This window comes from Nocardia sp. (genome assembly GCF_025465275.1).
In the GTDB taxonomy this organism is placed as follows: Bacteria; Actinomycetota; Actinomycetes; order Mycobacteriales; family Mycobacteriaceae; genus Nocardia.
In genome coordinates this window covers 13,761-33,782 of record NZ_JAODNK010000059.1, presented here as the reverse complement: position 1 = coordinate 33,782, position 20,022 = coordinate 13,761, and the positions used below count along the sequence as shown (strand labels likewise).

At 66.1% G+C, this 20,022-nt stretch carries 21 protein-coding genes; 16 read left to right on the top strand and 5 right to left on the bottom strand.

Going from position 1 to position 20,022, the window contains the following annotated elements; genetic code table 11:
* Positions 1–64: 64 nt before the first annotated feature.
* From JWN03_RS13070 to JWN03_RS13045, 6 genes are all read left to right on the top strand, one after another.
* Positions 65–793, top strand: a complete 729-nt coding sequence (locus JWN03_RS13070) for a 2OG-Fe(II) oxygenase (protein ID WP_297614118.1) — start codon at positions 65–67, stop codon at positions 791–793.
* 91 nt (positions 794–884) lie between these two features.
* Positions 885–1,154: a hypothetical protein gene (locus JWN03_RS13065; RefSeq protein ID WP_297614116.1), complete on the top strand. Its 270-nt coding sequence runs from the start codon at positions 885–887 to the stop codon at positions 1,152–1,154.
* Positions 1,151–1,477, top strand: a complete 327-nt coding sequence (locus JWN03_RS13060) for a hypothetical protein (protein WP_297614114.1) — start codon at positions 1,151–1,153, stop codon at positions 1,475–1,477. The genes JWN03_RS13065 and JWN03_RS13060 overlap by 4 nt, the downstream gene beginning before the upstream one ends.
* 195 nt (positions 1,478–1,672) lie before the next feature.
* On the top strand, positions 1,673–2,800 hold the full coding sequence (locus tag JWN03_RS13055) for an AAA family ATPase (RefSeq protein ID WP_297614112.1): 1,128 nt from the start codon (positions 1,673–1,675) through the stop codon (positions 2,798–2,800).
* Between the two features lie 41 nt (positions 2,801–2,841).
* Positions 2,842–3,495, top strand: a complete 654-nt coding sequence (locus JWN03_RS13050) for a TetR/AcrR family transcriptional regulator (RefSeq protein ID WP_297614110.1) — start codon at positions 2,842–2,844, stop codon at positions 3,493–3,495.
* A 211-nt stretch (positions 3,496–3,706) separates the two neighbouring features.
* Complete coding sequence (locus JWN03_RS13045; RefSeq protein ID WP_297614108.1) at positions 3,707–5,005, top strand: lipase family protein; 1,299 nt, start codon at positions 3,707–3,709, stop codon at positions 5,003–5,005.
* Between the two features lie 20 nt (positions 5,006–5,025).
* Here JWN03_RS13045 and JWN03_RS13040 read toward each other — a convergent pair whose 3' ends face one another.
* Positions 5,026–5,946 carry a PucR family transcriptional regulator gene (locus JWN03_RS13040; protein ID WP_366914392.1) on the bottom strand — a complete coding sequence of 307 codons (921 nt, stop codon included), beginning with the start codon at positions 5,944–5,946 and terminating at the stop codon, positions 5,026–5,028.
* Positions 5,947–6,070: 124 nt separating this feature from the next.
* On the opposite strand from JWN03_RS13040, the gene JWN03_RS13035 reads away from it, so the two are divergent.
* The 3 genes from JWN03_RS13035 to JWN03_RS13025 all read left to right on the top strand — a co-directional run bounded on the left by JWN03_RS13035 (position 6,071) and on the right by JWN03_RS13025 (position 9,035).
* On the top strand, positions 6,071–6,745 hold the full coding sequence (locus tag JWN03_RS13035) for an SGNH/GDSL hydrolase family protein (RefSeq protein WP_297614106.1): 675 nt from the start codon (positions 6,071–6,073) through the stop codon (positions 6,743–6,745).
* 23 nt (positions 6,746–6,768) lie between these two features.
* A complete protein-coding gene (locus JWN03_RS13030) occupies positions 6,769–7,383 on the top strand; it encodes a TetR/AcrR family transcriptional regulator (protein WP_297614104.1) in 615 nt (204 codons plus the stop codon).
* Between the two features lie 227 nt (positions 7,384–7,610).
* Positions 7,611–9,035, top strand: coding sequence for an MFS transporter (locus JWN03_RS13025; protein WP_297614102.1), 1,425 nt, complete (start codon positions 7,611–7,613; stop codon positions 9,033–9,035).
* Here the strand turns inward: JWN03_RS13025 and JWN03_RS13020 are convergent, their stop codons facing one another.
* The gene (locus tag JWN03_RS13020) at positions 9,036–9,980 is read right to left on the bottom strand and encodes a sigma-70 family RNA polymerase sigma factor (protein ID WP_297614100.1); all 945 of its coding nucleotides are present in this window, start codon (positions 9,978–9,980) and stop codon (positions 9,036–9,038) included.
* Between the two features lie 116 nt (positions 9,981–10,096).
* Between JWN03_RS13020 and JWN03_RS13015 the strand changes: the two genes are divergently transcribed.
* Complete coding sequence (locus tag JWN03_RS13015; RefSeq protein ID WP_297614098.1) at positions 10,097–10,492, top strand: SgcJ/EcaC family oxidoreductase; 396 nt, start codon at positions 10,097–10,099, stop codon at positions 10,490–10,492.
* Between the two features lie 72 nt (positions 10,493–10,564).
* On the opposite strand, the gene JWN03_RS13010 is transcribed toward JWN03_RS13015, so the two are convergent.
* Both JWN03_RS13010 and JWN03_RS13005 read right to left on the bottom strand, forming a co-directional pair.
* On the bottom strand, positions 10,565–11,071 hold the full coding sequence (locus tag JWN03_RS13010; RefSeq protein WP_297614096.1) for a L,D-transpeptidase: 507 nt from the start codon (positions 11,069–11,071) through the stop codon (positions 10,565–10,567).
* A gap of 428 nt (positions 11,072–11,499) precedes the next feature.
* Positions 11,500–12,666 carry an MlaD family protein gene (locus tag JWN03_RS13005; protein ID WP_366914391.1) on the bottom strand — a complete coding sequence of 389 codons (1,167 nt, stop codon included), beginning with the start codon at positions 12,664–12,666 and terminating at the stop codon, positions 11,500–11,502.
* 398 nt (positions 12,667–13,064) lie between these two features.
* On the opposite strand from JWN03_RS13005, the gene tuf reads away from it, so the two are divergent.
* The 3 genes from tuf to JWN03_RS12990 all read left to right on the top strand — a co-directional run bounded on the left by tuf (position 13,065) and on the right by JWN03_RS12990 (position 16,002).
* Positions 13,065–14,240 carry an elongation factor Tu gene (tuf, locus tag JWN03_RS13000; RefSeq protein WP_297614094.1) on the top strand — a complete coding sequence of 392 codons (1,176 nt, stop codon included), beginning with the start codon at positions 13,065–13,067 and terminating at the stop codon, positions 14,238–14,240.
* A gap of 350 nt (positions 14,241–14,590) precedes the next feature.
* Complete coding sequence (locus JWN03_RS12995; RefSeq protein ID WP_297614092.1) at positions 14,591–15,157, top strand: MspA family porin; 567 nt, start codon at positions 14,591–14,593, stop codon at positions 15,155–15,157.
* 14 nt (positions 15,158–15,171) lie between these two features.
* Positions 15,172–16,002 (top strand): MspA family porin, encoded by an 831-nt coding sequence (locus JWN03_RS12990; protein ID WP_297614090.1) that lies wholly within the window; start codon positions 15,172–15,174, stop codon positions 16,000–16,002.
* A gap of 8 nt (positions 16,003–16,010) precedes the next feature.
* Here the strand turns inward: JWN03_RS12990 and JWN03_RS12985 are convergent, their stop codons facing one another.
* Positions 16,011–16,580, bottom strand: a complete 570-nt coding sequence (locus tag JWN03_RS12985; protein WP_297614088.1) for a helix-turn-helix domain-containing protein — start codon at positions 16,578–16,580, stop codon at positions 16,011–16,013.
* A gap of 118 nt (positions 16,581–16,698) precedes the next feature.
* On the opposite strand from JWN03_RS12985, the gene JWN03_RS12980 reads away from it, so the two are divergent.
* The 3 genes from JWN03_RS12980 (at position 16,699) to JWN03_RS12970 (ending at position 20,021) form a co-directional block, all read left to right on the top strand.
* Positions 16,699–17,484: an aldolase gene (locus JWN03_RS12980; protein WP_441342981.1), complete on the top strand. Its 786-nt coding sequence runs from the start codon at positions 16,699–16,701 to the stop codon at positions 17,482–17,484.
* A 3-nt stretch (positions 17,485–17,487) separates the two neighbouring features.
* The gene (locus JWN03_RS12975; protein WP_297614084.1) at positions 17,488–18,375 is read left to right on the top strand and encodes a dihydrodipicolinate synthase family protein; all 888 of its coding nucleotides are present in this window, start codon (positions 17,488–17,490) and stop codon (positions 18,373–18,375) included.
* A gap of 221 nt (positions 18,376–18,596) precedes the next feature.
* Entirely contained in the window at positions 18,597–20,021 is a 1,425-nt protein-coding gene (locus JWN03_RS12970; protein WP_297614082.1) for an APC family permease, read from the top strand.
* The last annotated feature ends 1 nt before the right edge of the window (position 20,022 follow it).

Sequence of the window (20,022 nt, the reverse complement as noted above, 5' to 3'; positions counted from 1 at the left end):
TCCCGTGCACGGGGCTCGGGCACAGTAGGGGAATGGTCAGGACGAATCCGCGAAGCGGCGATCGATGACGGCGCGCACCGAATTGCCGGCCGTTCGCGCCGCCCGCATCGCCGCACAGGATTGGCCCGCGCTCGCCGCCGAGCTGCACGACTACGGCCACGCGCTGATGGGCCCGCTGCTGACGGCCGCGGAATGCCGCAGTCTGGTGAGTCTCTACGACCAGGCGGATCGCTTTCGCTCCACCATCGATATGGCCCGGCACCGCTTCGGGTCCGGCCAGTACCGCTACTTCAACCACGATCTCCCCGAGCTCGTCCAGGAGCTGCGCGCCGCGCTGTACCCGAAGCTGCTTCCCATCGCCCAGGATTGGGCGACCCGCCTGCGCCGGCCGGGAACCTGGCCCGAGCGACTCGACGATTGGATCGCGCAGTGCCATGCGGCCGGGCAATCGAAATCCGCCCAGATCCTGCTGCGCTACGGCCCGGGGGATTGGAACGCCCTGCATCGGGACCTGTTCGGCGACATGATCTTTCCGCTGCAGGTGGTCATCGGTCTCGACGTGCCCGGCGTCGACTACGACGGCGGTGAATTCCTCATGGTCGAACAGCGCCCACGGGCGCAATCGCGAGGCGCCGCCGTCCGCCTCCCGCAAGGCCACGGCCTGATCTTCACCACCCGAGACCGCCCCGTGCGCAGCGCCCGCGGCTGGTCCGCCGCCCCCATGCGCCACGGCGTGAGCCTCGTCCGCTCCGGCCGCCGCCACACCCTCGGCCTCGTCTTCCACGACGCCTGATCCGCCACGATATTCGCGATGGTTTCCGGTACCTCACGCGAGGTACCATGAGCTGGTAATGGGTTACTACTGGTTACATCGAGCCTTACGAATGGCCGCCGAGCTGGGACTGTCCCGGGATGACATCACCGATGTCATTTACGGCCGACGTAAGAAGGTCGTTCCCGCCGGTGGGAACGACGTCGTGGCGCTCACCTTCTGGGGCCGCACCCGCACCGGGCGGGCGGTCATTGTGTGGACGCGGCGACTACTGGCCGACGACGACGATGCCTCGGCCGTCGCCGACCATCAGATCATCGGTATCACCGACATGACGCCGCAGCAGTTGAAGACGTTCACCGAATGGGAGGGCGAACAATGACACGCGAAATCCCCAGCACTGCAAATGAGTTCGCGGCCTGGACCGAAGGTATGGAATTCGATCAGGACGCGCTCGCCCCCGAGGGGCTACCGGGCCCGGCCGACAAGCCGGCCGACGGCATCCCGGTGAAGCGGTCCGTCAAGTGGTCGGTCGACCTCGACGAGCGGTTGAAGGCCACCGCCGAGGCGAAGGGCATCACGCAGTCCGAACTCATCCGCCAATACATGGAAATGGGTCTGGCCGCCGAGGGTTCCGGCATGGTCGTCAACCTCGCCGACGCACTGCGGGTACTGGCCACCGTCGCCCATCGGCCAGCCGCCTAGCTCAGCGCGCGATGCGGCCGTTCGCCTGCCGTATCCACGTGGGCTCCGGTCGTGGCCACACCCTGGACCTCGTCTTCCACGACGCCTGATCTGCTGCGGCACTCGCCCGAATCACGCACAGGGCTTCGGGTGAGTTGGCTCATCTCGGCGATCCGATTGCTGGAAGGTGTCTGATGCCATCCCTAGGGTGGTGGCATGTTGACCACGCTTGCCGTCGAGAACTACCGGTCGTTGCGCCGGTTGGTGGTGCCTCTGGGGCAATTGAATGTGGTCACGGGTGCCAATGGCAGTGGCAAGTCGAGCCTCTACCGGGTGCTGCGGCTGCTGGCTGATTTCTCGCGCAACGGTGCGGTCGCCGGGCTGGCTCGGGAGGGCGGCCTGGATTCGACGCTGTGGGCGGGGCCCGGGCGGACCGCGCGCGGGGGACCACTGGCCTTGCGGCTCGGGTTCGCGGGCGACGACTTCGGTTATGCGGCGGATCTGGGTGTGCCGGTGCCGGACGCGTACTCGATGTTCAATCGGGATCCGGAGATCAAGGCCGAGGCGGTGTGGGCCGGACCGGTGCTGCGGCCCGCGACCATGCTGGCCGAGCGTGGCGGTCCGGTGGTGCGATTGCGGGCGGACAAGGGCGGCTGGGCGATGGTGCCGCATGCGCTGAAACCCTTCGACAGCATGCTCGCCGAATTGGCGGACCCACAGCACGCACCGGATCTGCTGGTACTGCGCGAACGCATCAGAGGCTGGCGTTTCTACGACCATCTGCGCACCGATGTGGATGCGCCCGGCCGCACGCTGCAGATCGGGACCCGGACCATGGTGCTCGCGCACGACGGCTCCGATGGCGCGGCCGCGCTGCAGACGATTCGGGAGATCGGTGATGCCGAGGGCCTGAATCAGGCGGTGGACCATGCCTTTCCGGGCAGCGAAATCGAAATAGCCGGTCGGGACGGGCGTTTCGAACTACTGCTGCACCAACCCGGACTGCACCGCCCGCTCGGCTCCGCGGAACTCTCGGACGGCACCCTGCGCTATCTGCTGCTGGTGGCCGCACTGCTGTCCCCGCGCCCGCCGGAATTGCTGGTACTGAACGAGCCGGAAACCAGTCTGCACCCGGAACTACTCGGCCCGCTGGGCGAACTCATCGCCAAGGTCGCCGAGGACACCCAGGTGATCGTGGTGACCCATGCGCGGGAGCTGCGCAATGTGCTGGCCGCGCACGCCCCGGACCTGCACACCATCGAACTGGTCAAGGAAGACGGCGCGACCACGGTGGACGGGCTGCGACCATTGGCGGAACCACCGTGGCACTGGCCCAAGCGATAGCCGGGCATCGGCGGGCGTCGGAAGGCCATAGTGTGGGCGAGGTGAGTGTGGAGGGTGTGGGGGCCGCGGGACCACTGCCGCGTGGGCGGCACGGGCTCAGCCGCGAGCAGGTGGAGTCCTCCCAGTATCAGCGACTGTGTTCCGCCGTACTGGAGGCGGTGGGGGAGTTGGGGTATGCCGCCACCACGGTCGCCGACATTGTGAGCCGGGCACAGGTGGCACGCCGGACCTTCTACGCCGTGTTCGGCGGCAAGGACGAATGTTTCGCCGCCGCTTACGATCTCGCGGTGGGCAAGGCCCTGGACCAATTGCGGGACACCGTCACCGGAATGGTCGGAGTGAGCTTCGCCGACCGGGTACGGATTTCGTTCGAGATCTACCTCCGGGTGCTGGCCGCACAGCCGGCCGCCGCTCGCGCGCTGTATGTGGAGACCATGGCCGCCGGGCCCGGCCTGGTGGCGCATCGGGCCCGGGTGCACCGCCGATTCGCGGAATACATCATTGCCGTGGTGCGCATCGGTGTGCGGGACGGTGAACTCGCCGCGGAGCCGGATCCGGAATTGATCGATATGCTGCTCGGCGGGATCGATGATCGGGTGCGGTCCTGCCTGAACGAGCGCGATGCCTCGCACCTGCCGGAATTGGCCTCCCTGTTCACGCGCACGGCCATCGCCATCTCCCGCCCGCCCGCGTGATCGGGCTGTCCCACACCACAATCGGCGACCCGCTGACGGCGGGGAACCTTGTCATCTGACACAGAGACAGCGTCCCCGGTGGCACCGTACCCATACTGTCGCAAGCGAATTCGACGTAGTGGAAGAGGTTCTATGAGGCCGAAGGTGCGAGCGCTCGGCGGCGCCGTCTGTGCCGGAGTCACCGCGATGGGGTCGGCGCTGTCCGGTGGTGATGGACATCTCTGAGCCGCAGCTCCCGGGCGACGATCCGTTCTACCACTCACCGATACCGCTCGGCCGCGTCGCCCCGGGCACGATTCTGCGCTCGCGGGAGGTCCGGCTGGGCCTCTTCGGGCTGGTGCCGCAGAAGATCGCGGCGTGGCAATTGCTGTATCGCACAACCGATCTGCGCGGCGCTCCGGAAGCGGCGGTCACCACGGTGCTGCTGCCCTGGGGCGCCGACCCGGCCGAGCGGCGGCCGCTGGTGTCGTTCCAGTGCGCGATCGATGCCGTCGCCCCGATGTGCTTCCCCTCCTACGCATTACGGCACGGCGCTCGTGCACTCGGATCCATCCCACAGGTGGAGCTACCGCTCATCGCCAGTGCACTGACCCGCGGCTGGGCGGTGTCGGTGCCCGATCACGAGGGCCTCGGCGGGCACTTCGGCTCGGCCCGCGAACCCGGCTATCGGGCCTTGGACGCGGCGCGCGCCGCATTGCGATTCCCGGCCCTGGGGTTGGCCGCCGACACTCGAATCGGCTTGTGGGGCTACTCGGGTGGCGGTCTGGCGACAGCCTGGGCAGCGGAGCTTGCCGCTGGCTACGCCCCCGAACTCGATATCGTCGGCGCGGTCGCGGGATCGCCTGTGGGAGATCCCGCTTCGGCCTTCGTGCGATTGAACGCCTCGCCGTACGCGGGCTTCGCCATGGTGTTCACCGCCGGACTGCGGCGGGCCTATCCGCAACTGCGTGAGGTGCTGCGCAGTCATCTGTCGGCCGAGTATCTGGCATTGCTGGATACGGCCGAGCGCACCCCCACCCTCCCGCTGCTGGCCCGCTTCGCCGGACGCGATGCCGACCGCCATGCCCGCGAGGGGCTCGCGGCCATGCTGGACCATCACGAACTCCGCATCGTGCTCGACGAAATACGGCCCGGCGCACAGGCTCCCGCCATGCCCATGCTGGTATTGCAGGCGGTGTACGACGAGGTGATCGCGGTGGCCGATATCGATGCGCACGTTGGCCGGTATCTGCGCCGCGGCGCGCATGTCAAATATCTGCGGGACCGGCTCAGTATGCATCTGCCACTGCAGTTCCTGGGTGCGCCCACCATGATCGACTGGCTCGCCGATCGATTCGACGATCAGCCGCTCGGTCTGCCCGGTAGTGAGACGGTCTGGTCGGTGGCGCTGTCGCAGCGGTCGCGGGCACAGCACCTGCCGTTCCTGGCGTTGCTGGTGCGCATGCTGTGCGGCCGTCCGGTGCGGGGCCGCGCCGGCAGCGAGGAATTACAGCGCCGGATCGCGGTATGAGTATGTGTCCGAAGTAATCGCTAGCTGAGCGTGTGCTCGAAGTGCCTGTGCTGCTCCGCGTTTCGGTAGGTGCGAGCCACCAGCGCGGAGCGCAGGTACCACAGCCCCGCCGATTGGGCGGGATCGAAACCGGTGAGCTGCCCTATGCGCTTGAGCCGATAGTCGATGGTATTGGTGTGCACGCCGAGCCCGCGCGCGGTGCGGCGGCGGTTCAGATCATTGCCGAGGTGCCGGCGTAGGGTCTCCAGCAGCTCCGGGTACTCGTCGAGCGGATCCAGTAGCGCCCCGAGGTATTCGCGGCCCGGACCCGGCCGGGTCAGCTGATACTCCATGGCCAGATCGTCGAAGCGGTACAGACCCGGTTCGCACTGCAGCCGGTGCACCATATCCAGTAGTTCGTGCGCCTGATCGGCCGCCGCCGGAATCGCCTGTGTCGCAGCGTGCATGACGGTCGCCGTGACGGGCACCCGCGCCGTGGCGGACAGTCCGGCAACGAGGTCATCGAGAGTCGCAGGGTCGGTGCAGGATTCGGGCAGCAGCACGGTGCCGCCCTCGGTGCTCAACATCGGCAGCGCCCGTCCCGCACTGTGCACGGCCAGTCCGGATTGCAGGCGGCGCAGCGTGCGCCGAGCCAGCACCGCCGCATCGATGGCCGGTACGGCACTGCGTGGATGCGGCGGAATGTGCAGGGCCAGTACGAAATACGACTCCTCGATCTCGATTCCCGCCGACCGCGTCTTGGCCGTGGCGGGCTGCCCGCCGAGCAGCGCCGAGGTCACCGCTTGCACGGCGTTGTGGTGTTCGGTCAGCACCGCGGAGTCGACGGCCGCGAGCACCTCCAGCAGTCGCTCGAGGACATCGGCGGTGAGTTCGAGACAGGTCCGGGTGACGACGGTCGCGGGGGCTGCGGTGGTCGGCACAGCGGTGGTGGGTGTTGGCATGTGCGACTCCATATTTCAGGGAACGCTGGAGTTCCTACTGGAGGGTAACTGTAATGCCGGTCACCTATCGGGGCAAACAACTCAACTCTTGTGACATGGATACGTACGGCCGTATGCTTAATTCATGACAGTGATGGTGCACCCACTCATCGAGGCGACGGATCCCTATTGCCTGTCGCCCGTAGCGGCGGCCGCCCTGCTCCACGACGCGCCATGGCGGCGTTTCGCGTCGATCGGCGACAGCCTCTCGGTCGGTGCGGGCGATCCGACCCCCGGCTATCTGAATCTCGGTTGGCCCGAACGAGTTCGGCAGATTCTGCTGCGGGTGCGGCCGGACCTCGAATACCTCAATACCGGCCGGATCGGGGCCACGACGCAACAGGCGCTCGACGAGCAGAGCGCGCGGATCCTCGAATTCCGCCCGGATCTGCTGATCGTGCCCAGCGGCGCGAACGATATCGTCCGCCGCGAACCCGACTGGGCACAGATCGAGCGGACGCTGCGCCGCATGTGGGAACTGGCGGCCGGGACGGGAGCGCAGCTCGCCGCCTTCACCCTCGGGCGCGCCTTCGTCATCCCGGTGTTCCCTGACTGGCCGGACCGGCTGCGCACGCTGAACGCGATCACCCGCACGCTGGCCGCGGAGTTCGGCGGCGTCATTGCCGACTGCGAGGACCACCCGTTCAACGACCGCCCGAACCTGCTCAGCGCGGACCGGATTCACTTCTCCACCTCCGGCCAGGCGGTGATTGCGACCCTGGTGGTGCAACAGCTGGCCTACGTTCTCGGGTCGAAGTAGCCTCCCGGAGTACGATCGACCGTATGGACATTCCGCCGTCCGCCGATCAGATCACCGACAAACGCCTACTCCGCGGCGCGCGGACCCGGCAGGTGGTTCTCGGCCGAGCCGTGGACATCGCCTCGCTGGAGAATCTGGAGAGCCTCAGCTTCGGCCGGCTGGCCATGGATGTCGGACTCAGCAAGGCCGGCATCCAAACCCTGTTCCGCACCAAGGAAACGCTGCAGCTGGCCACTGTCGACCACGCGCGCCGCATGTTCATCGACGCCGTCGTCCGCCCCGCCCAATCGAAACCACACGGCGCACAACGCCTTCGGGAACTGATCGAACGCTGGATCGACTACGCCGAAACCCCGCTGTTCGCCGGAGGCTGCTTCCAGGCTGCGAATCTGAGCGAATTCGACAGCCGCCCGGGCCCGGTCCAGGATGCCCTCGCGAGCTATCAGCAGGAATGGATCTATGTCCTCTCGCACGAACTGCGCCAAGCCATCGTCGCCGGCGAAATCGCAGAACTGGACGCCGATCTCGTAGCCTTCCAACTCGACGCCATCCTCCGCTCCGCCAACACCGCCCTCCGCCTCGGCGACAAATCCGCCGTCGAGAAGATCCGCCGCACGGTGGACGGCGTCCTCGGGTGACCTGCTCGAGTTAGGGCGGCGAGTTCGAAGGGCGCGAACGTCTCGGTATCCTGTTAGGCGGTGGTGCGGCGAAGCCGCTGCACTGCAACGGATCCGGCGGATCGTCGAGAGGATCTGCGCGTCCGGACAGGCGGCGCAGCCGGTATTCCTCGTGCTCTGTAAGGCCGCTGTTGATCGGCCGATTATCTGGCTTGAATTAACTATAGTTAAGTGTCTACAGTCTGACTATGGTGAATTCAAGTCAGACTGTGGTGGGTGGATCCGCCGATCAGTCACAAGGTCGGGACAGGTCCGATCTCATCCTGCTCGTGCTGTGTGCGGCGGCCTTTATGGCCATGCTCGACGTATTTGTTGTGAATGTCGCGTTCACGGCCATCGGTCGCGGCTATCCGGGCTCTTCGCTCTCGGATCTGAGCTGGGTGTTGAACGGGTACACCATTGTGTATGCCGCACTGCTGATTCCAGCGGGGCGCATGGCGGATCGATTCGGTCGCAAAGCTGGATTTCTCGCTGGTCTGGCCGTTTTTACGCTCGCCAGTCTGGCGTGCGCCTTCGGACCGACGCTTTGGTGGCTGGTGGGCTTTCGTGCGCTGCAGGCTGCGGGGGCGGCGGCGCTGACGCCGACCAGCCTCGGTCTGCTGCTGACCGCCATGCCCGCGGCGCGTCGTGCTTCGTCCGTGCGGGTCTGGGCAACTTCGAGTTCGGTGGCCGCGGCGCTCGGGCCGGTCATCGGCGGAGGGCTGGTCAAGATTTCGTGGCAGTGGGTGTTCCTGGTCAATGTGCCCATCGGGGTGCTCGCTCTGATCGGTGCGATGGTGCTGCTGCCCGAGTCCAAAGATGCGGCCATCACTCGGATTCCGGACATACTCGGTGCGATCGCGCTCGCGCTGGCCTTCGGATCGTTGGCGCTCGCGCTGGTGAAGGGGCAGGAGTGGGGCTGGTCCGGTAATGCGACACTGAGCGCATTCGCCTGTGCTGCAATCGCGTTCGCCTTCGTGGTGCTTCGCGTGCTGCGCCACTCCGCTCCCATCGTGGATCCGGCCCTGCTGAAGGTGCGTTCCTTCTTCTATTCCAATGTCACCGCGCTGCTGTTCTGCACGGCGTTCGGGGCCGTCCTGCCGAGCGTGGTGCTGCGGCTGGAGAGCAGCGCCCACTACAGCGCTCTCACCACGGGTTTGGCGGTGGCGCCCGGTCCGGTGATGGTGCCGATCTTCGCCGCGGTGGGCCAGCGCCTGGCGCGCCGCGGCGTCTCCTCCGGCGCGCTGGTCGCCATCGGTAACCTACTCGTCGCGGTGGGCGCCGCGGTCATGGCGATCAGCGCCTCCGAGAATGTGTGCTATGTGACCGATCTGCTGCCCGGCTGGCTCATTATCGGTGTGGGCGTGGGCTTCTCACTGCCGAATCTCCTTGCCACCGCCACCGTCGATCTGCCACCGGCGCGGGTCTCGACCGGCAGCGCCGTGGTCAATACCAGCCGCCAGCTCGGCTACGTATTCGGCGTCACCATGCTCATCGCGATTCTCGGCACGGTGACGGCCGGCAGCGCCGACGCGCTGACCGGGTTCACCCGCAGCTGGTGGGCGATAGCGGCGGTCGGGCTGTGCAGTGCCGCTACCGCGCTCGGCATCGGCTCGATGAAACGCCCGGCCTGATCAGCAAGCCGGGGCGAGTTCGAAGAGCGCGAATATCTCGGCATCCTGGTAGACGGTTGTGCGGGCGATGCGACCGTCGGCCAGGGTGAAGATCTGCAGGGTGTGCAGGATGTAGTCGCCCGCCGGGTTCCGGACGTACGCCGCGACGGCGGGTTGGCCGTTGGCGGCGACGGGGAGCATGCGCCAATCGGTGCCGCGCAGTGCGAAGGCTCTGGCGAGGAAGGCGGTGTAGAAGGCGGGGCCGCGGTACCAATTGACGTAGGGCGGCATCTCCAGGATTACGTCGTCGGTGAGGAGTTTTTCGATCGCGGCCAGATCCGCGTTCCGGAAGGCGATGACATAGCGGTCGACCACCGCTCTCCGGTCGACCGGCTCGGTGATGTCATCTTCGTGAATACCGCTTTCGGACAGCGTCTTCCGGGCCCGCTGCAGGGCGCTGTTCACGCCGGCGGGCGTCATCTCCAGGGCCTCGGCGATCTGCGTGGCGGGCCAGTCGAGGGCCTCGCGCAGTACGAATACCGCGCGCTGCCGAGCGGGTAGATGCTGCATCGCGGCAATCAGCGCCAGGCGCAGACTGCCCTGTCCCGCAGCGACTTCCGCCGGATCCCCGATCATGGCATCCGGAATCGGCTGCAGCCACGGCACTTCGCCGCCGTGCACCAGTGCTTCGCGCGGGTCATCGCCGGGCGGACCACCCAACCCGGACGGGAGCGGCCGCCGGTTTCGCTGTTCCAGCGCTGTCAGGCAGGCATTGGTCGCGATCCGATGCAGCCAGGTGCGCAGCGAGGCCCGGCTCTCGTCATAACTGTCGCGGGCGCGCCAGGCGCGCAGCAGCGTCTCCTGCACCAGATCCTCGGCATCGTGCACCGATCCGAGCATGCGGTAGCAGTGCGCCAGCAACTCCCGGCGATAGGGATCGGTGCGGGTGATGAAATCCTCGGCCACCTCCCTGTTGTACGCGACCGCGGTGACAACTACGCGGCATCGATGAGTTTGTCCGCGCGCGCCGGTAGGTACTCACGAGCCGCTGAATCGGCGGCGCGGATTCGAGGAGGATCACCATGAACGACATTGCAGTGCAGACCGATGAGCGGGCCGCCGTACTTGCTGTGATCGACGGTATCTACGACGCCTGGGTGAACAATGACGCCGATGCGCTCGCCGCCAATTTCGATGTCGATGCCAACTCGGTGACACCGGGCTGGCTGGGCGTGGGCCGCGAGGCGGTCCGAGCGCGGTTCGCCGCCGCTTTCGCCGGGCCGTGGCAGGGTTCGCGGGTCGTGAACGAGCCGCCGACCGTGCGATTCCTGAATCCGGATACCGCAATTGTGCTGGGCCACAGCGCGGTACAGCTGGCCGGCGGGACCGATACCGAACCCCCGGTGCGTGGCACCTGGGTGCTCGCCCGCCCATCCGGGCAATGGCTGGTGCACGCATTCCACAGCTGCCCCGCCTGAGCGCCGAAAAGCCCCCTCCCCGCAGTGCGGGGAGGGGGCTGGGTCGAAATAGATCCGAACAGATCCGACGACTTACGGCACGACCTCGACCACGTCACCGGGGTTGAGGTAACTGAAGAACTGCTTGGCGCCGTCGGGCGTCATGCGAATGCAGCCGTGCGACTTCTTGTCCGTCGGCCCGATGTGGAAAGCGATGTCTCCATTGAAGAAAATCGCGTACTCCATCGGCGCCTGGTGCATGGTGCTCCAGTGGAACGGCTCCTTGAACGCCACCCGGAAGACACCCGGTGGGGTTTCGAAGCCCGGCATACCGTGGGAGATCGGGGTCGGGCCGAAGGTGACCTTTCCATTGTCCATCAGCCACGCCTCATTGGTGCCGAGCCGCAGGCAGGCGCGAGCCTGCGCCGAGCACGGCGCCACGGCCGGAAGTGACGGAATGATCGCCGGCACGCCCGGGACATCCGGACCGCCCGGCCACAGTGGATCGGCCTGTGCGGGTGCGGCCGTCAATCCGGCAGCCGCGACACCCACGAAGACAACTGAACGCGCTGCCAAGCCGAGGGAACGCTTGCTCATCATCGAGACATCTGACCTCTCTAGCCTTGCCCGCCACCCTGTCGACGCGGCTGCCAGGGCGAGGGGACATCACGTTGGCACAGCATGGGACCCGTTCACATCACGTGCACTACCGTCCTGTGACCCGATGAATTGCTCCATCAGGGTTGGCCTGTGACCGAAGTCGCAGGTCTGCTCGTGGCAGTACCGCCGCCCGCCAGCGACGGCAGGTCTTACATGGTTTCCATCGAGCTTTTAACGTCCGACGCAACTCGCCTAGACGGCACCACGGTTATCAATGATGGTCGGCAGCTTGGTTTTCGCCGCAGACCGATTTGAACAGATTATCAACGCTTCTCACGTTCTGATCCAGAACGCCACGTGATCATTCTGAAGGTTACAAGGCGAGATTTGGGGGACAACTCGCGACGGCGCGCCGACACGCGTGCGAATCACCGAACCGGCGGCAGGGTGCGTTCGTTCGGATCGGCCCAGGTGGGCATTTCGGCGCCATTGTTCGGAATGTCCGGTCGCGGGGCATTGCCGGACCCGCGAATCTGCTGTCCGGGCGGGGGATTGGTGCAGTAGGCCCAGCGGGCGAGGGTGCCGTCCTGCACCACATAGGGCGCGGTGTCCTTCGCCGAATAGTGGCACCACGGCCGGGGCCAGATATCGACGATCGTGTAGAACTCGTTGTCGTGCGCCGGCGCACCCATGGCCGAGGTCCCGATCACCAATGCCGGGAACAGCGCGTGGATGGCCGGAATCCGCAGCATCGCGGCATTCACGATCGCCGCGAGGGTGGTGGTGAGGCTCTGGATCGGGTCCGCATCGCGATCCAGTGTTGCCGAGGCGACGGCCAGCTGGCCCGGCGCGTGTTCCAGCAGCTGCCGCAATTCGGCATTGGCTGCATTCGCCTGATCGAACAGCAGCTGCGAATTACGGGTCAGTGTGCCCAGATCGGGCTGTGCGTGCGCGGTCGTGCCCGCGATCAGGCGCAGATTCTCGATGAGGTTCTCGGTCTGTGGCAGCAGCCGGTCCAGACCCGCCGTGGCCAGGCTGATGCTGTCGATGAGATGCCGGAGTTGATCGGGCCCGCCGCTGAGTGCGGTGTCGAGTTCGGTGAGGATGGTGCCCAGCTTGTCCGGATCGATCTGGGCCAGCAGGTCACTGGTATCGATCAGCGTCTCCGAGATCGGGGTCGGTGTGGTGATCCGCTTCGGATCGAAGTGAATGACCATGCCGTCTTTCAGAAATGGCGCGCCATCGGAGTGCGGCATGAAGTCGATGTACTGCTCGCCGGCCCCCGACAGCGCCGCCACCTTGATATCGGAATCGGCCGGAATCTGGTACCGGTCTTCGATTTCCGCCACCGCGGCAACCTGCGCGCCACTATCGATGATCGAGACGGATTTGACCTTGCCGACGCGATACCCGCGCCACGTCACGTCATTACCGGCCTGCACCCCGCCCGACCGATCCAGCTGCACGGTCACCGAGTACGAGCCACCCGGCCGTACCCGCGCGATGTCGAACGCCAGGTAACTGGCTCCGGCCAGCATCATCGACACCAGCGCGACATTCGATACGAGTGTCTTGTGGTTTTGCAGAATGCCCACGGGCCCGCCTTCATCGCCGATCACGGACAATTTGGTTCGGTGCACTGTGCTACGCACGCAGAGAGGCGCAGCAAACTCTTGGCGAAACTGCGGCAATACTATCCACGGCGGGGTCGCAGACCGAACCGGCACGGCGGGCGGCCGCTCGGGGATTGAAAATGGCTGGCGCGCTCGGGTAGTCGTCGGGCACTCTGGTCCGCATGTTCACGCAGCCCATCACCGCAACGCCCGCATTCGCGGGTGCGATGGCCGCTGCATACGTGGTCTCCGCATTCGGCGGCGCACGAAGCTGACCTTCTCCGGGATGTCCCGGGACCTCAGGCGGGGAAGGTCGCTCGCCGCTGAGGTCCCTCGAATCTCGCTGCTTCATCCAGCAGCCGCCAGACGGAGAAATCATCATGGCCAAGCAGGCCTACGTCCGCACCAAGCCGCATCTGAACATCGGCACCATGGGGCACGTCGATCACGGCAAGACCACGCTGACCGCCGCCATCACCAAGGTGCTGGCCGAGCAGGGCGGTGGCGCGTTCATACCGTTCGATCGCATCGACCGCGCCCCGGAGGAGATCGCGCGCGGTATCACCATCAATATCTCGCACGTCGAATACGAAACGGCCACACGGCATTACGCGCATGTGGACATGCCGGGTCACGCCGACTTCGTGAAGAATATGATCACCGGGGCCGCCCAGCTGGACGGGGCGATTCTGGTGGTGTCGGCGCTGGACGGCGTCATGCCGCAAACGGCCGAGCATGTGCTGTTGGCCCGGCAGGTCGGGGTCGAGCACATTGTGGTCGCCCTCAACAAGGCTGATGCCGGGGACAGCGAGCTGCTGGAGCTGGTCGAGCTCGAGGTGCGGGAGCTGTTGTCCGCCAACGGGTACGACGGCGCCGGGCTGCCCGTGGTCCCGGTGTCCGGGCTGCGTGCGCTGGAGGGCGACGCGCAGTGGTCGCTGGCCCTGCTGGGACTGCTCGATGCGGTGGACGAGTACATACCGATGCCCGTCCGCTACACCGACGCGCCGTTCCTCATGCCGGTGGAGAACGTGCTCACCATTACCGGTCGCGGCACCGTCGTGACCGGCGCCATCGAGCGCGGGCGCGTCCGCATGGGCGACCGGGTGGCGGTGCTCGGATACGGGGACAGCCTCGAATCCGTGGTCACCGGTGTCGAAACCTTCGGCCGGACAATGGAATCGGCGGAGGCGGGTGACAATGTGGCGTTGCTGCTGCGCGGTGTGCAGCGGGGGCAGGTCACCCGCGGGCAGGTGGTCGCGGCGGTCGGCAGCATAACCGTGCACACCGAGTTCACCGCTCGCGTGCATCTGCTCACCGCGGCGCAGGGCGGGCGGCGCACGTCCATCGTGACCGGATACCGGCCGCAGTTCTATCTGCGCACCGGCGATGTGGTCGGCGATGTGGTGCTGCCCGACGGCCGGGCGCAGCCGGGCGAGAGCGTCGATATGGCGGTGACCCTGGGCCGTCCGGTCCCGCTCGAGCCCGGTCTCGGCTTCGCGATTCGCGAGGGTAGCCGGACGGTTGCGGCGGGTACGGTTCTCGCCGTGCGCGAATAGTGCGGTTCTAGGCCCCGGGCAGCTGCCCGGGGCCTAGAATCCGTCGACCACCGCCCGCGCCGTCAGGGTGGTGTGTCTTGGCGTGCAACCGCACTCAGCAGATTCCATATTTGTTCACAGAATGCACATTTCGGACATTTGATCGAAATATTCTGTGAAGTCATCGCGAGTCACACCGCCCCCACCGGCGGTTCCGGCGTTTCCGACCAGGCGTGAGTCGGTTCCCGTACGGCTGGAACGCCCAGGTGCGCAGGTCAGCGGCCACCCATATCATCGGTCCTCGAATGCTGTATGAGATTTGAAGGGTCGGCGGAGGTTTGGTTTCGAGGACAAGCGGATGGATTGCTGGGGTGGGTGTCGGTCTGACCGCGCTGATTCTCGGATCCGCCGTGGCACATGCGGATACGGCAGTGCCGCTGCCGGACGGTCGAGAGGCACTGACGACCGCTACGGGCGTGCAAGTGGATCTGACCCGGACGAATGAACAAGCGGTAATCGCTCCCTCGCTGGCTGCCAATGGCACCTCGCGGACGGCGAGCGTGACGGGAGTGGTCTTCGCCAAGGTGGACAACGCCACCAAGGGCGCACTGGTGACCGGCTACCTGGTCGGTTGTCAGGTCGATCTGAGTGGGGGGCTCTCGCTCGGCGGAGATGTGTGGGTCTCACCGAGTTCCGTCACCCCCGAGCTCGCACCCAGCATCAGTCTGGTTCCGGGCGGGGTATCGGTGGTGAAGCTCGATACCAAACAACTCGACCCTGCGGCGAGCGCTGTCGGCATCGCGTATTCCGGTCGCGGCATCCAGATTTCGGGATGCGCCGGCTATGCGCAGGCACGCGCGTTCAGCACGTTGACAGTGCAAAACCAGCAGGGTTCGGCCGAAGTGACGCTGTACGGCGATCCGTTCAGTGTCGGGTGAGTAGGACAGGCACAATGCGGAATTCGATAGGAATCGCGATCGCGGCGTGCGGTTTTCTGCCCACGGTCCTGATCGCGGCCGGTCCGGCCGGAGCCGACACCCAGGTGGCGCTGCCGGATGGTCAGGGTCAGTTCACCGCTCCCGATGGTGTGCTCGTCCAGGTGGCCCGCAGTGGCGAGCAGGCCACACTGTCGGGATCGATGGCCGCGAGTCCGTTATCGCGTAATGCCATGGTGTCGGCCGTGACCTCGGTGACGGTCACGCCGCCATCCGGCGTCACCGTCACCGGTGGTCATATCGAGACCGGCTATCTGGTGGGTTGCCAGGTCGATCTCAATAGCAAGGTGACCACCGAGGGCAGCGGCAATACCGCGGGCAACGCGACCAAGCCCGGCCAGGGCGGTGGTGGCAACGCGGCCCCGGCCACCCCGGATGCGGGTGGCGGTGGCGGCGGTGGTGACAACGGCGGTGGCGGCGGCGACAACAGCGGTGGCGGGGGTGGTGGCGGCGGAGGTGGCGGCTACTCCGGCGGTGGCGGCGGAGGTGGCGGTGGGCTCACCGTCGGTACCGGTGACCTCGGCGCGGGAATCGCTCCCTCCGGAATCAGCCCGTACGCCGACCCGAATATGACGCTGTCGCTGAAGCCGGGCAAGGTCGCCACCAAGGCGATCCAGACCTACACCTTCACCGGCACCTCGGGCATCACCCAGTACGTGAACCACACGATCGCGGTCGACGGCTGTGCCGGATATGCCGAAGCCCGTTCGTACACAACGATTCTGGTGCAGGACAACGTCATGGACGTCACCCAGACGCTGTGGGGTCAGCCCTTCAGCCTCGGGTAGAACGCACCTCAAGCACGCGATCGCGGCGCCGCGGGAACCTCCGCGGCGTCGCGATCGTGCACGACGATGATCACCTCCGCCCGCTGCGCCGAGATCGAGCGCAGCTGATGCGGTGTGTCGGCGTCGAAGTAGAGGCTGTCGCCCTCGTTCAGCGTGATCACATTGCCCGGGATGGAGACCTCCACGGCGCCCCTGTGCACGAAGACGAATTCATCGCCGTGATGATCCACATGACTGGCGCCCGGTTCGGTGCTGGGCGTGACGACGAAGGGCTGCATCGCCTTTCCCACGATCTGGGTGGCCAGGGGCTGATAATTCGCCGGCCCGGTCGGCGCGGGCTCGGCGCGTTCACTGCTGCGCCCGATAGCCAATAATGCGCTGCGATCCGGATTCTCGGAAAACAGCTGGCTGACATCGGCATTCAGGACGTGTGCGATGCGTAGTGCCACCGCGATCGACGGTGTGCTCAGGCCGCGTTCGATTTTGGAGATGTAGCTCTTCGTCAGACCCGTGCGCTCGGCGAGGGCGTCCAGCGACAGACCCATTCGGCGGCGATGCGATCTCAGGAACGCGGACACATCCACTCCTCGTTGTCGTGCGCCCGGTTGCGCAGCAGGAAACTCAGGGTATCGTGATGACACAAGGTGTCCTATTGTGCACTATGTGTCCTGAAGGAGCTGGCTGTTGGCTACAACGATGAACCTCGGCAAAGCCGAACTGATGGCGGCCGCCGAGCGCGCCATGCGCACCGAAATACCGATCAGCGGCTGGACCGACCGGCAGAAGATCGCCCTGACCTGCCGGGCCCTGTCCGATGCCGGTCACGATTCGGCGCTCGCCGGGCAGATCTCGACCCGCGGACAAGCGCCCGGAACGTTCCTCACCCAGCAGCTGGGCCTGGGCTTCGACGAGATCACCGACGCCAATCTGCTGCTCGTGGACGAGGATCTGACCGTGCTCGAGGGTGCGGGAATGGCCAACCCCGCCAACCGCTTTCACAGCTGGATCTACCGCGCCCGGCCCGATGTGCACTGCATCGTGCACACCCATCCGCTGCACGTCGCCGCGCTGTCGATGCTCGAGATTCCGCTACAGATCTCGCAGATGGATATCGCGCCGCTCTACGACGACTGCGCCTTCCTGCCGGATTGGCCCGGCGTGCCGGTCGGCAATGAAGAGGGCGAAATCATTTCCGCGGCCCTGGGCGACAAGCGGGCGATTCTGCTCGCCCATCACGGGCAGCTCGTGGTCGGCGCCACCATCGAGGAGGCGTGCTCGCTGGCACACCTCATCGAACGTGCCGCGCAACTGCAGCTGCTCGCCATGGCGGCGGGCGAAATCAAGCCGCTGCCGCCACGTCTGGCCGCCGAAGCCCATGACTGGACGCTCCGCCCCAAACGTAGTGAGGCGAATTTCGCCTACTATGCGCGCCGGGTGCTCCGGCGTCATCCAGATGTGTTCGAGCTCGACAATTCGGAGTGATCAATGCCTGCAACTGTTTCTGGAATCGTGGCGTACCCGGTGACGCCGTTCTCGGGCGACGGGGAGAAGGTCGACGCCGCCGCCCTGCACATACTGATCGATCGCATGATCGACGCCGGCGTCGATGCGATCGCACCGCTGGGCAGTACCGGCGAGAACGCCTATCTCGACGATGACGAATGGACGGTGGTGGCAAGCGAATCCATCGGCCACACCGCCGGCCGGGTGCCGACCGTGGTCGGCGTCTCGGAGCTCACCACCGCGGGCACCATCAAGCGGGCCAGGATCGCGGAAAGCTGTGGCGCCACCGCGATCATGGTGCTGCCCGTCTCGTACTGGAAGCTCACCGAACGCGAACTGCGGCAGCACTTCACCGCGGTCGCCGAGTCGGTCGGGATTCCGGTCATGGTCTACAACAACCCGGGCACCACGGGCATCGATATGTCGCCGGAGTTCCTGGTCGGGCTGGTCGCCGAGGTCGACAACATCACCATGATCAAGGAGTCGACGGGCGATATCGGCCGGATGCACCGGATCGTCGAACTGGGCGGCGGCGAGGTGCCGTTCTTCAATGGCAGCAATCCGCTGGCGCGCAGCGCCTTCCAGGCCGGTGCGGCCGGTTGGTGTACCGCCGCACCGTGCCTGGTGCCCGAGCAGGTGGTGCAGTTCTGGAAGTTGCTGCGCGACAATGAGATCGAGCAGGCCGATGCGCTCTTCGCGCGGCTCGAGCCGCTGTTGCGCTTGCTGGTCAGCCGCGCCCTGCCCGCGACGGTGAAGGCGGGGCTGCGCGGACTGGGCTTCGAGGCCGGCGACCCGCGCCGCCCGTTGCTGCCACTGGAGACCGAAGTCGCCGATGAATTGGAGATTTTGGTCGCCGCCGTGCGCGATTGATGTCGGGCTCGAAAGATATATAGCGAAAATAGGGTCCGCCGATACGAATTCGACTTTCGTATCGGCGGCCCTTCGGCATGTCCTTTTCGGAATTACCCGGCGAAATTCCCGCGTGAGATCCTATTTACGACTCCTTAACGGCGAGCTGCTTGCCGGAAATGCGATGTGGTCACACTCGTGTGTGCCAGATATTCCCGGGGGAATGAACAAGGAAACGTCGCATGAGCTATACAGAAATCGAACCGTCGACACCGGTGACCGCACCGGCCACCGGACTTCGGACGGGAGCGCTGGGATTTCCCGCACTGCTGGCCCAGTCGGTGGCCCTGATCTCGCCGACGATGACCGCGGCCCTGATCATCCCGCTGGCCTTCTCCTCGGCCGGTTCCGGGACCTGGATGGCCTACCTCTTCGGCACCGGCATGCTGCTGTTCGTCGCCTACAACCTCAATCAATTCGCCCGGCGCTCCACCTCGCCGGGATCCATGTACGCCTATATCGGCCGCGGCCTCGGACCGGTCAGCGGTGTGCTGTCGGGCTGGACGCTCATCTGGTGCTATTTGTTCATCGGCATTGCCGGAATGACGGGATTCACCATATTCAGCCGAGAAGTTCTGAGCCTGCTGGGTATTCACTCCGCAATTCCCTCGGTCGTCTTCTTCGTCATTCTCGGAGTGGCAGCATGGGCACTGGCGGTGAAGGATGTCCGCCTGTCGTCGATGCTCACCCTGGCGCTCGAGGGTATTTCGGTCGTCTGCATTCTGGCCCTGGCGGTTGTGGTGGTCTTCGCGCACGGCGTGCACGTCGATACCGATCAATTGACCCTGCACGGCACCTCGCCGCGGGGGATGAGCCTGGCCGTGGTCGCCTGCATCTTCAGCCTCGTCGGATTCGAGAGCGCCACCGCGCTGGGCGGCGAGGCGCGCAGTCCGCTGCGCAATATTCCGCGCGCGGTGGTGTGGAGCCTGGTCATCGCGGGGTTGTTCTTCGTGGTGATGAGCTATGTCGAGGTCTACGGCACCCGCGATTCGAGCGCGAGCCTCGACACCCTGGCCATGCCGCTGAACACCCTCGCCGATCTCGACAATGTGGGCTACTTCAAACTGCCGATCGCCCTCGGCGCCATGATCAGTTTCTTCGCGCTGTCGCTGTCGTGCCTCAATGCCGGTGCGCGGCTGATCTATCCGATGGCGCGGCACTCGGTGTTCCCGGCGGCGCTGGGAAAGGTGCACGCCGCCAATGCGACACCGTCGGCCGCGCTCACCGGCTACATCGTGCTCATGGTGGCGGTACCCGCACTCTGGTCCTCGCAGACCGATGTCCTGACGATCTTCAATGACGCCGGCACGCTCGCCGCCTTCGGGTTCCTGCTCGCCTATTTCATGGTTGTGGTGGCGGCGCCGGTGTATCTGCGCAAACTCGGTGCACTCTCGCGGTCCGCACTGGCCGGCTCGGTGCTGGCCTTCGTCTTTCTGCTGGTGCCGACGGTCGGCAGCTTCTATCCGCTGCCGCCGTGGCCGGTCGATCTGTTCCCCTACATCTTCCTGGCCTACCTGATGGTCGGCGCAGCCTGGCTGTGGCTGGCCGCCCGGCGCCGTCCCGGCATTCTGGCCGAGATCGAAGCCGATCTCGAGGCCCCGGCCTGAG

What these genes read in the sequence shown, in the direction of transcription:
- JWN03_RS13070 (WP_297614118.1), top strand. Translation starts at nt 65, where the DNA reads ATGACGGCGCGCACCGAATTGCCGGCCGTTCGCGCCGCCCGCATCGCC.
- JWN03_RS13065 (WP_297614116.1), top strand. Translation starts at nt 885, where the DNA reads ATGGCCGCCGAGCTGGGACTGTCCCGGGATGACATCACCGATGTCATT.
- JWN03_RS13060 (WP_297614114.1), top strand. Translation starts at nt 1,151, where the DNA reads ATGACACGCGAAATCCCCAGCACTGCAAATGAGTTCGCGGCCTGGACC.
- JWN03_RS13055 (WP_297614112.1), top strand. Translation starts at nt 1,673, where the DNA reads ATGTTGACCACGCTTGCCGTCGAGAACTACCGGTCGTTGCGCCGGTTG.
- JWN03_RS13045 (WP_297614108.1), top strand. Translation starts at nt 3,707, where the DNA reads ATGGACATCTCTGAGCCGCAGCTCCCGGGCGACGATCCGTTCTACCAC.
- JWN03_RS13040 (WP_366914392.1), bottom strand. Translation starts at nt 5,946, where the DNA reads ATGCCAACACCCACCACCGCTGTGCCGACCACCGCAGCCCCCGCGACC.
- JWN03_RS13035 (WP_297614106.1), top strand. Translation starts at nt 6,071, where the DNA reads ATGACAGTGATGGTGCACCCACTCATCGAGGCGACGGATCCCTATTGC.
- JWN03_RS13030 (WP_297614104.1), top strand. Translation starts at nt 6,769, where the DNA reads ATGGACATTCCGCCGTCCGCCGATCAGATCACCGACAAACGCCTACTC.
- JWN03_RS13025 (WP_297614102.1), top strand. Translation starts at nt 7,611, where the DNA reads ATGGTGAATTCAAGTCAGACTGTGGTGGGTGGATCCGCCGATCAGTCA.
- JWN03_RS13015 (WP_297614098.1), top strand. Translation starts at nt 10,097, where the DNA reads ATGAACGACATTGCAGTGCAGACCGATGAGCGGGCCGCCGTACTTGCT.
- JWN03_RS13010 (WP_297614096.1), bottom strand. Translation starts at nt 11,071, where the DNA reads ATGATGAGCAAGCGTTCCCTCGGCTTGGCAGCGCGTTCAGTTGTCTTC.
- tuf (WP_297614094.1), top strand. Translation starts at nt 13,065, where the DNA reads ATGGCCAAGCAGGCCTACGTCCGCACCAAGCCGCATCTGAACATCGGC.
- JWN03_RS12990 (WP_297614090.1), top strand. Translation starts at nt 15,172, where the DNA reads ATGCGGAATTCGATAGGAATCGCGATCGCGGCGTGCGGTTTTCTGCCC.
- JWN03_RS12980 (WP_441342981.1), top strand. Translation starts at nt 16,699, where the DNA reads ATGAACCTCGGCAAAGCCGAACTGATGGCGGCCGCCGAGCGCGCCATG.
- JWN03_RS12975 (WP_297614084.1), top strand. Translation starts at nt 17,488, where the DNA reads ATGCCTGCAACTGTTTCTGGAATCGTGGCGTACCCGGTGACGCCGTTC.
- JWN03_RS12970 (WP_297614082.1), top strand. Translation starts at nt 18,597, where the DNA reads ATGAGCTATACAGAAATCGAACCGTCGACACCGGTGACCGCACCGGCC.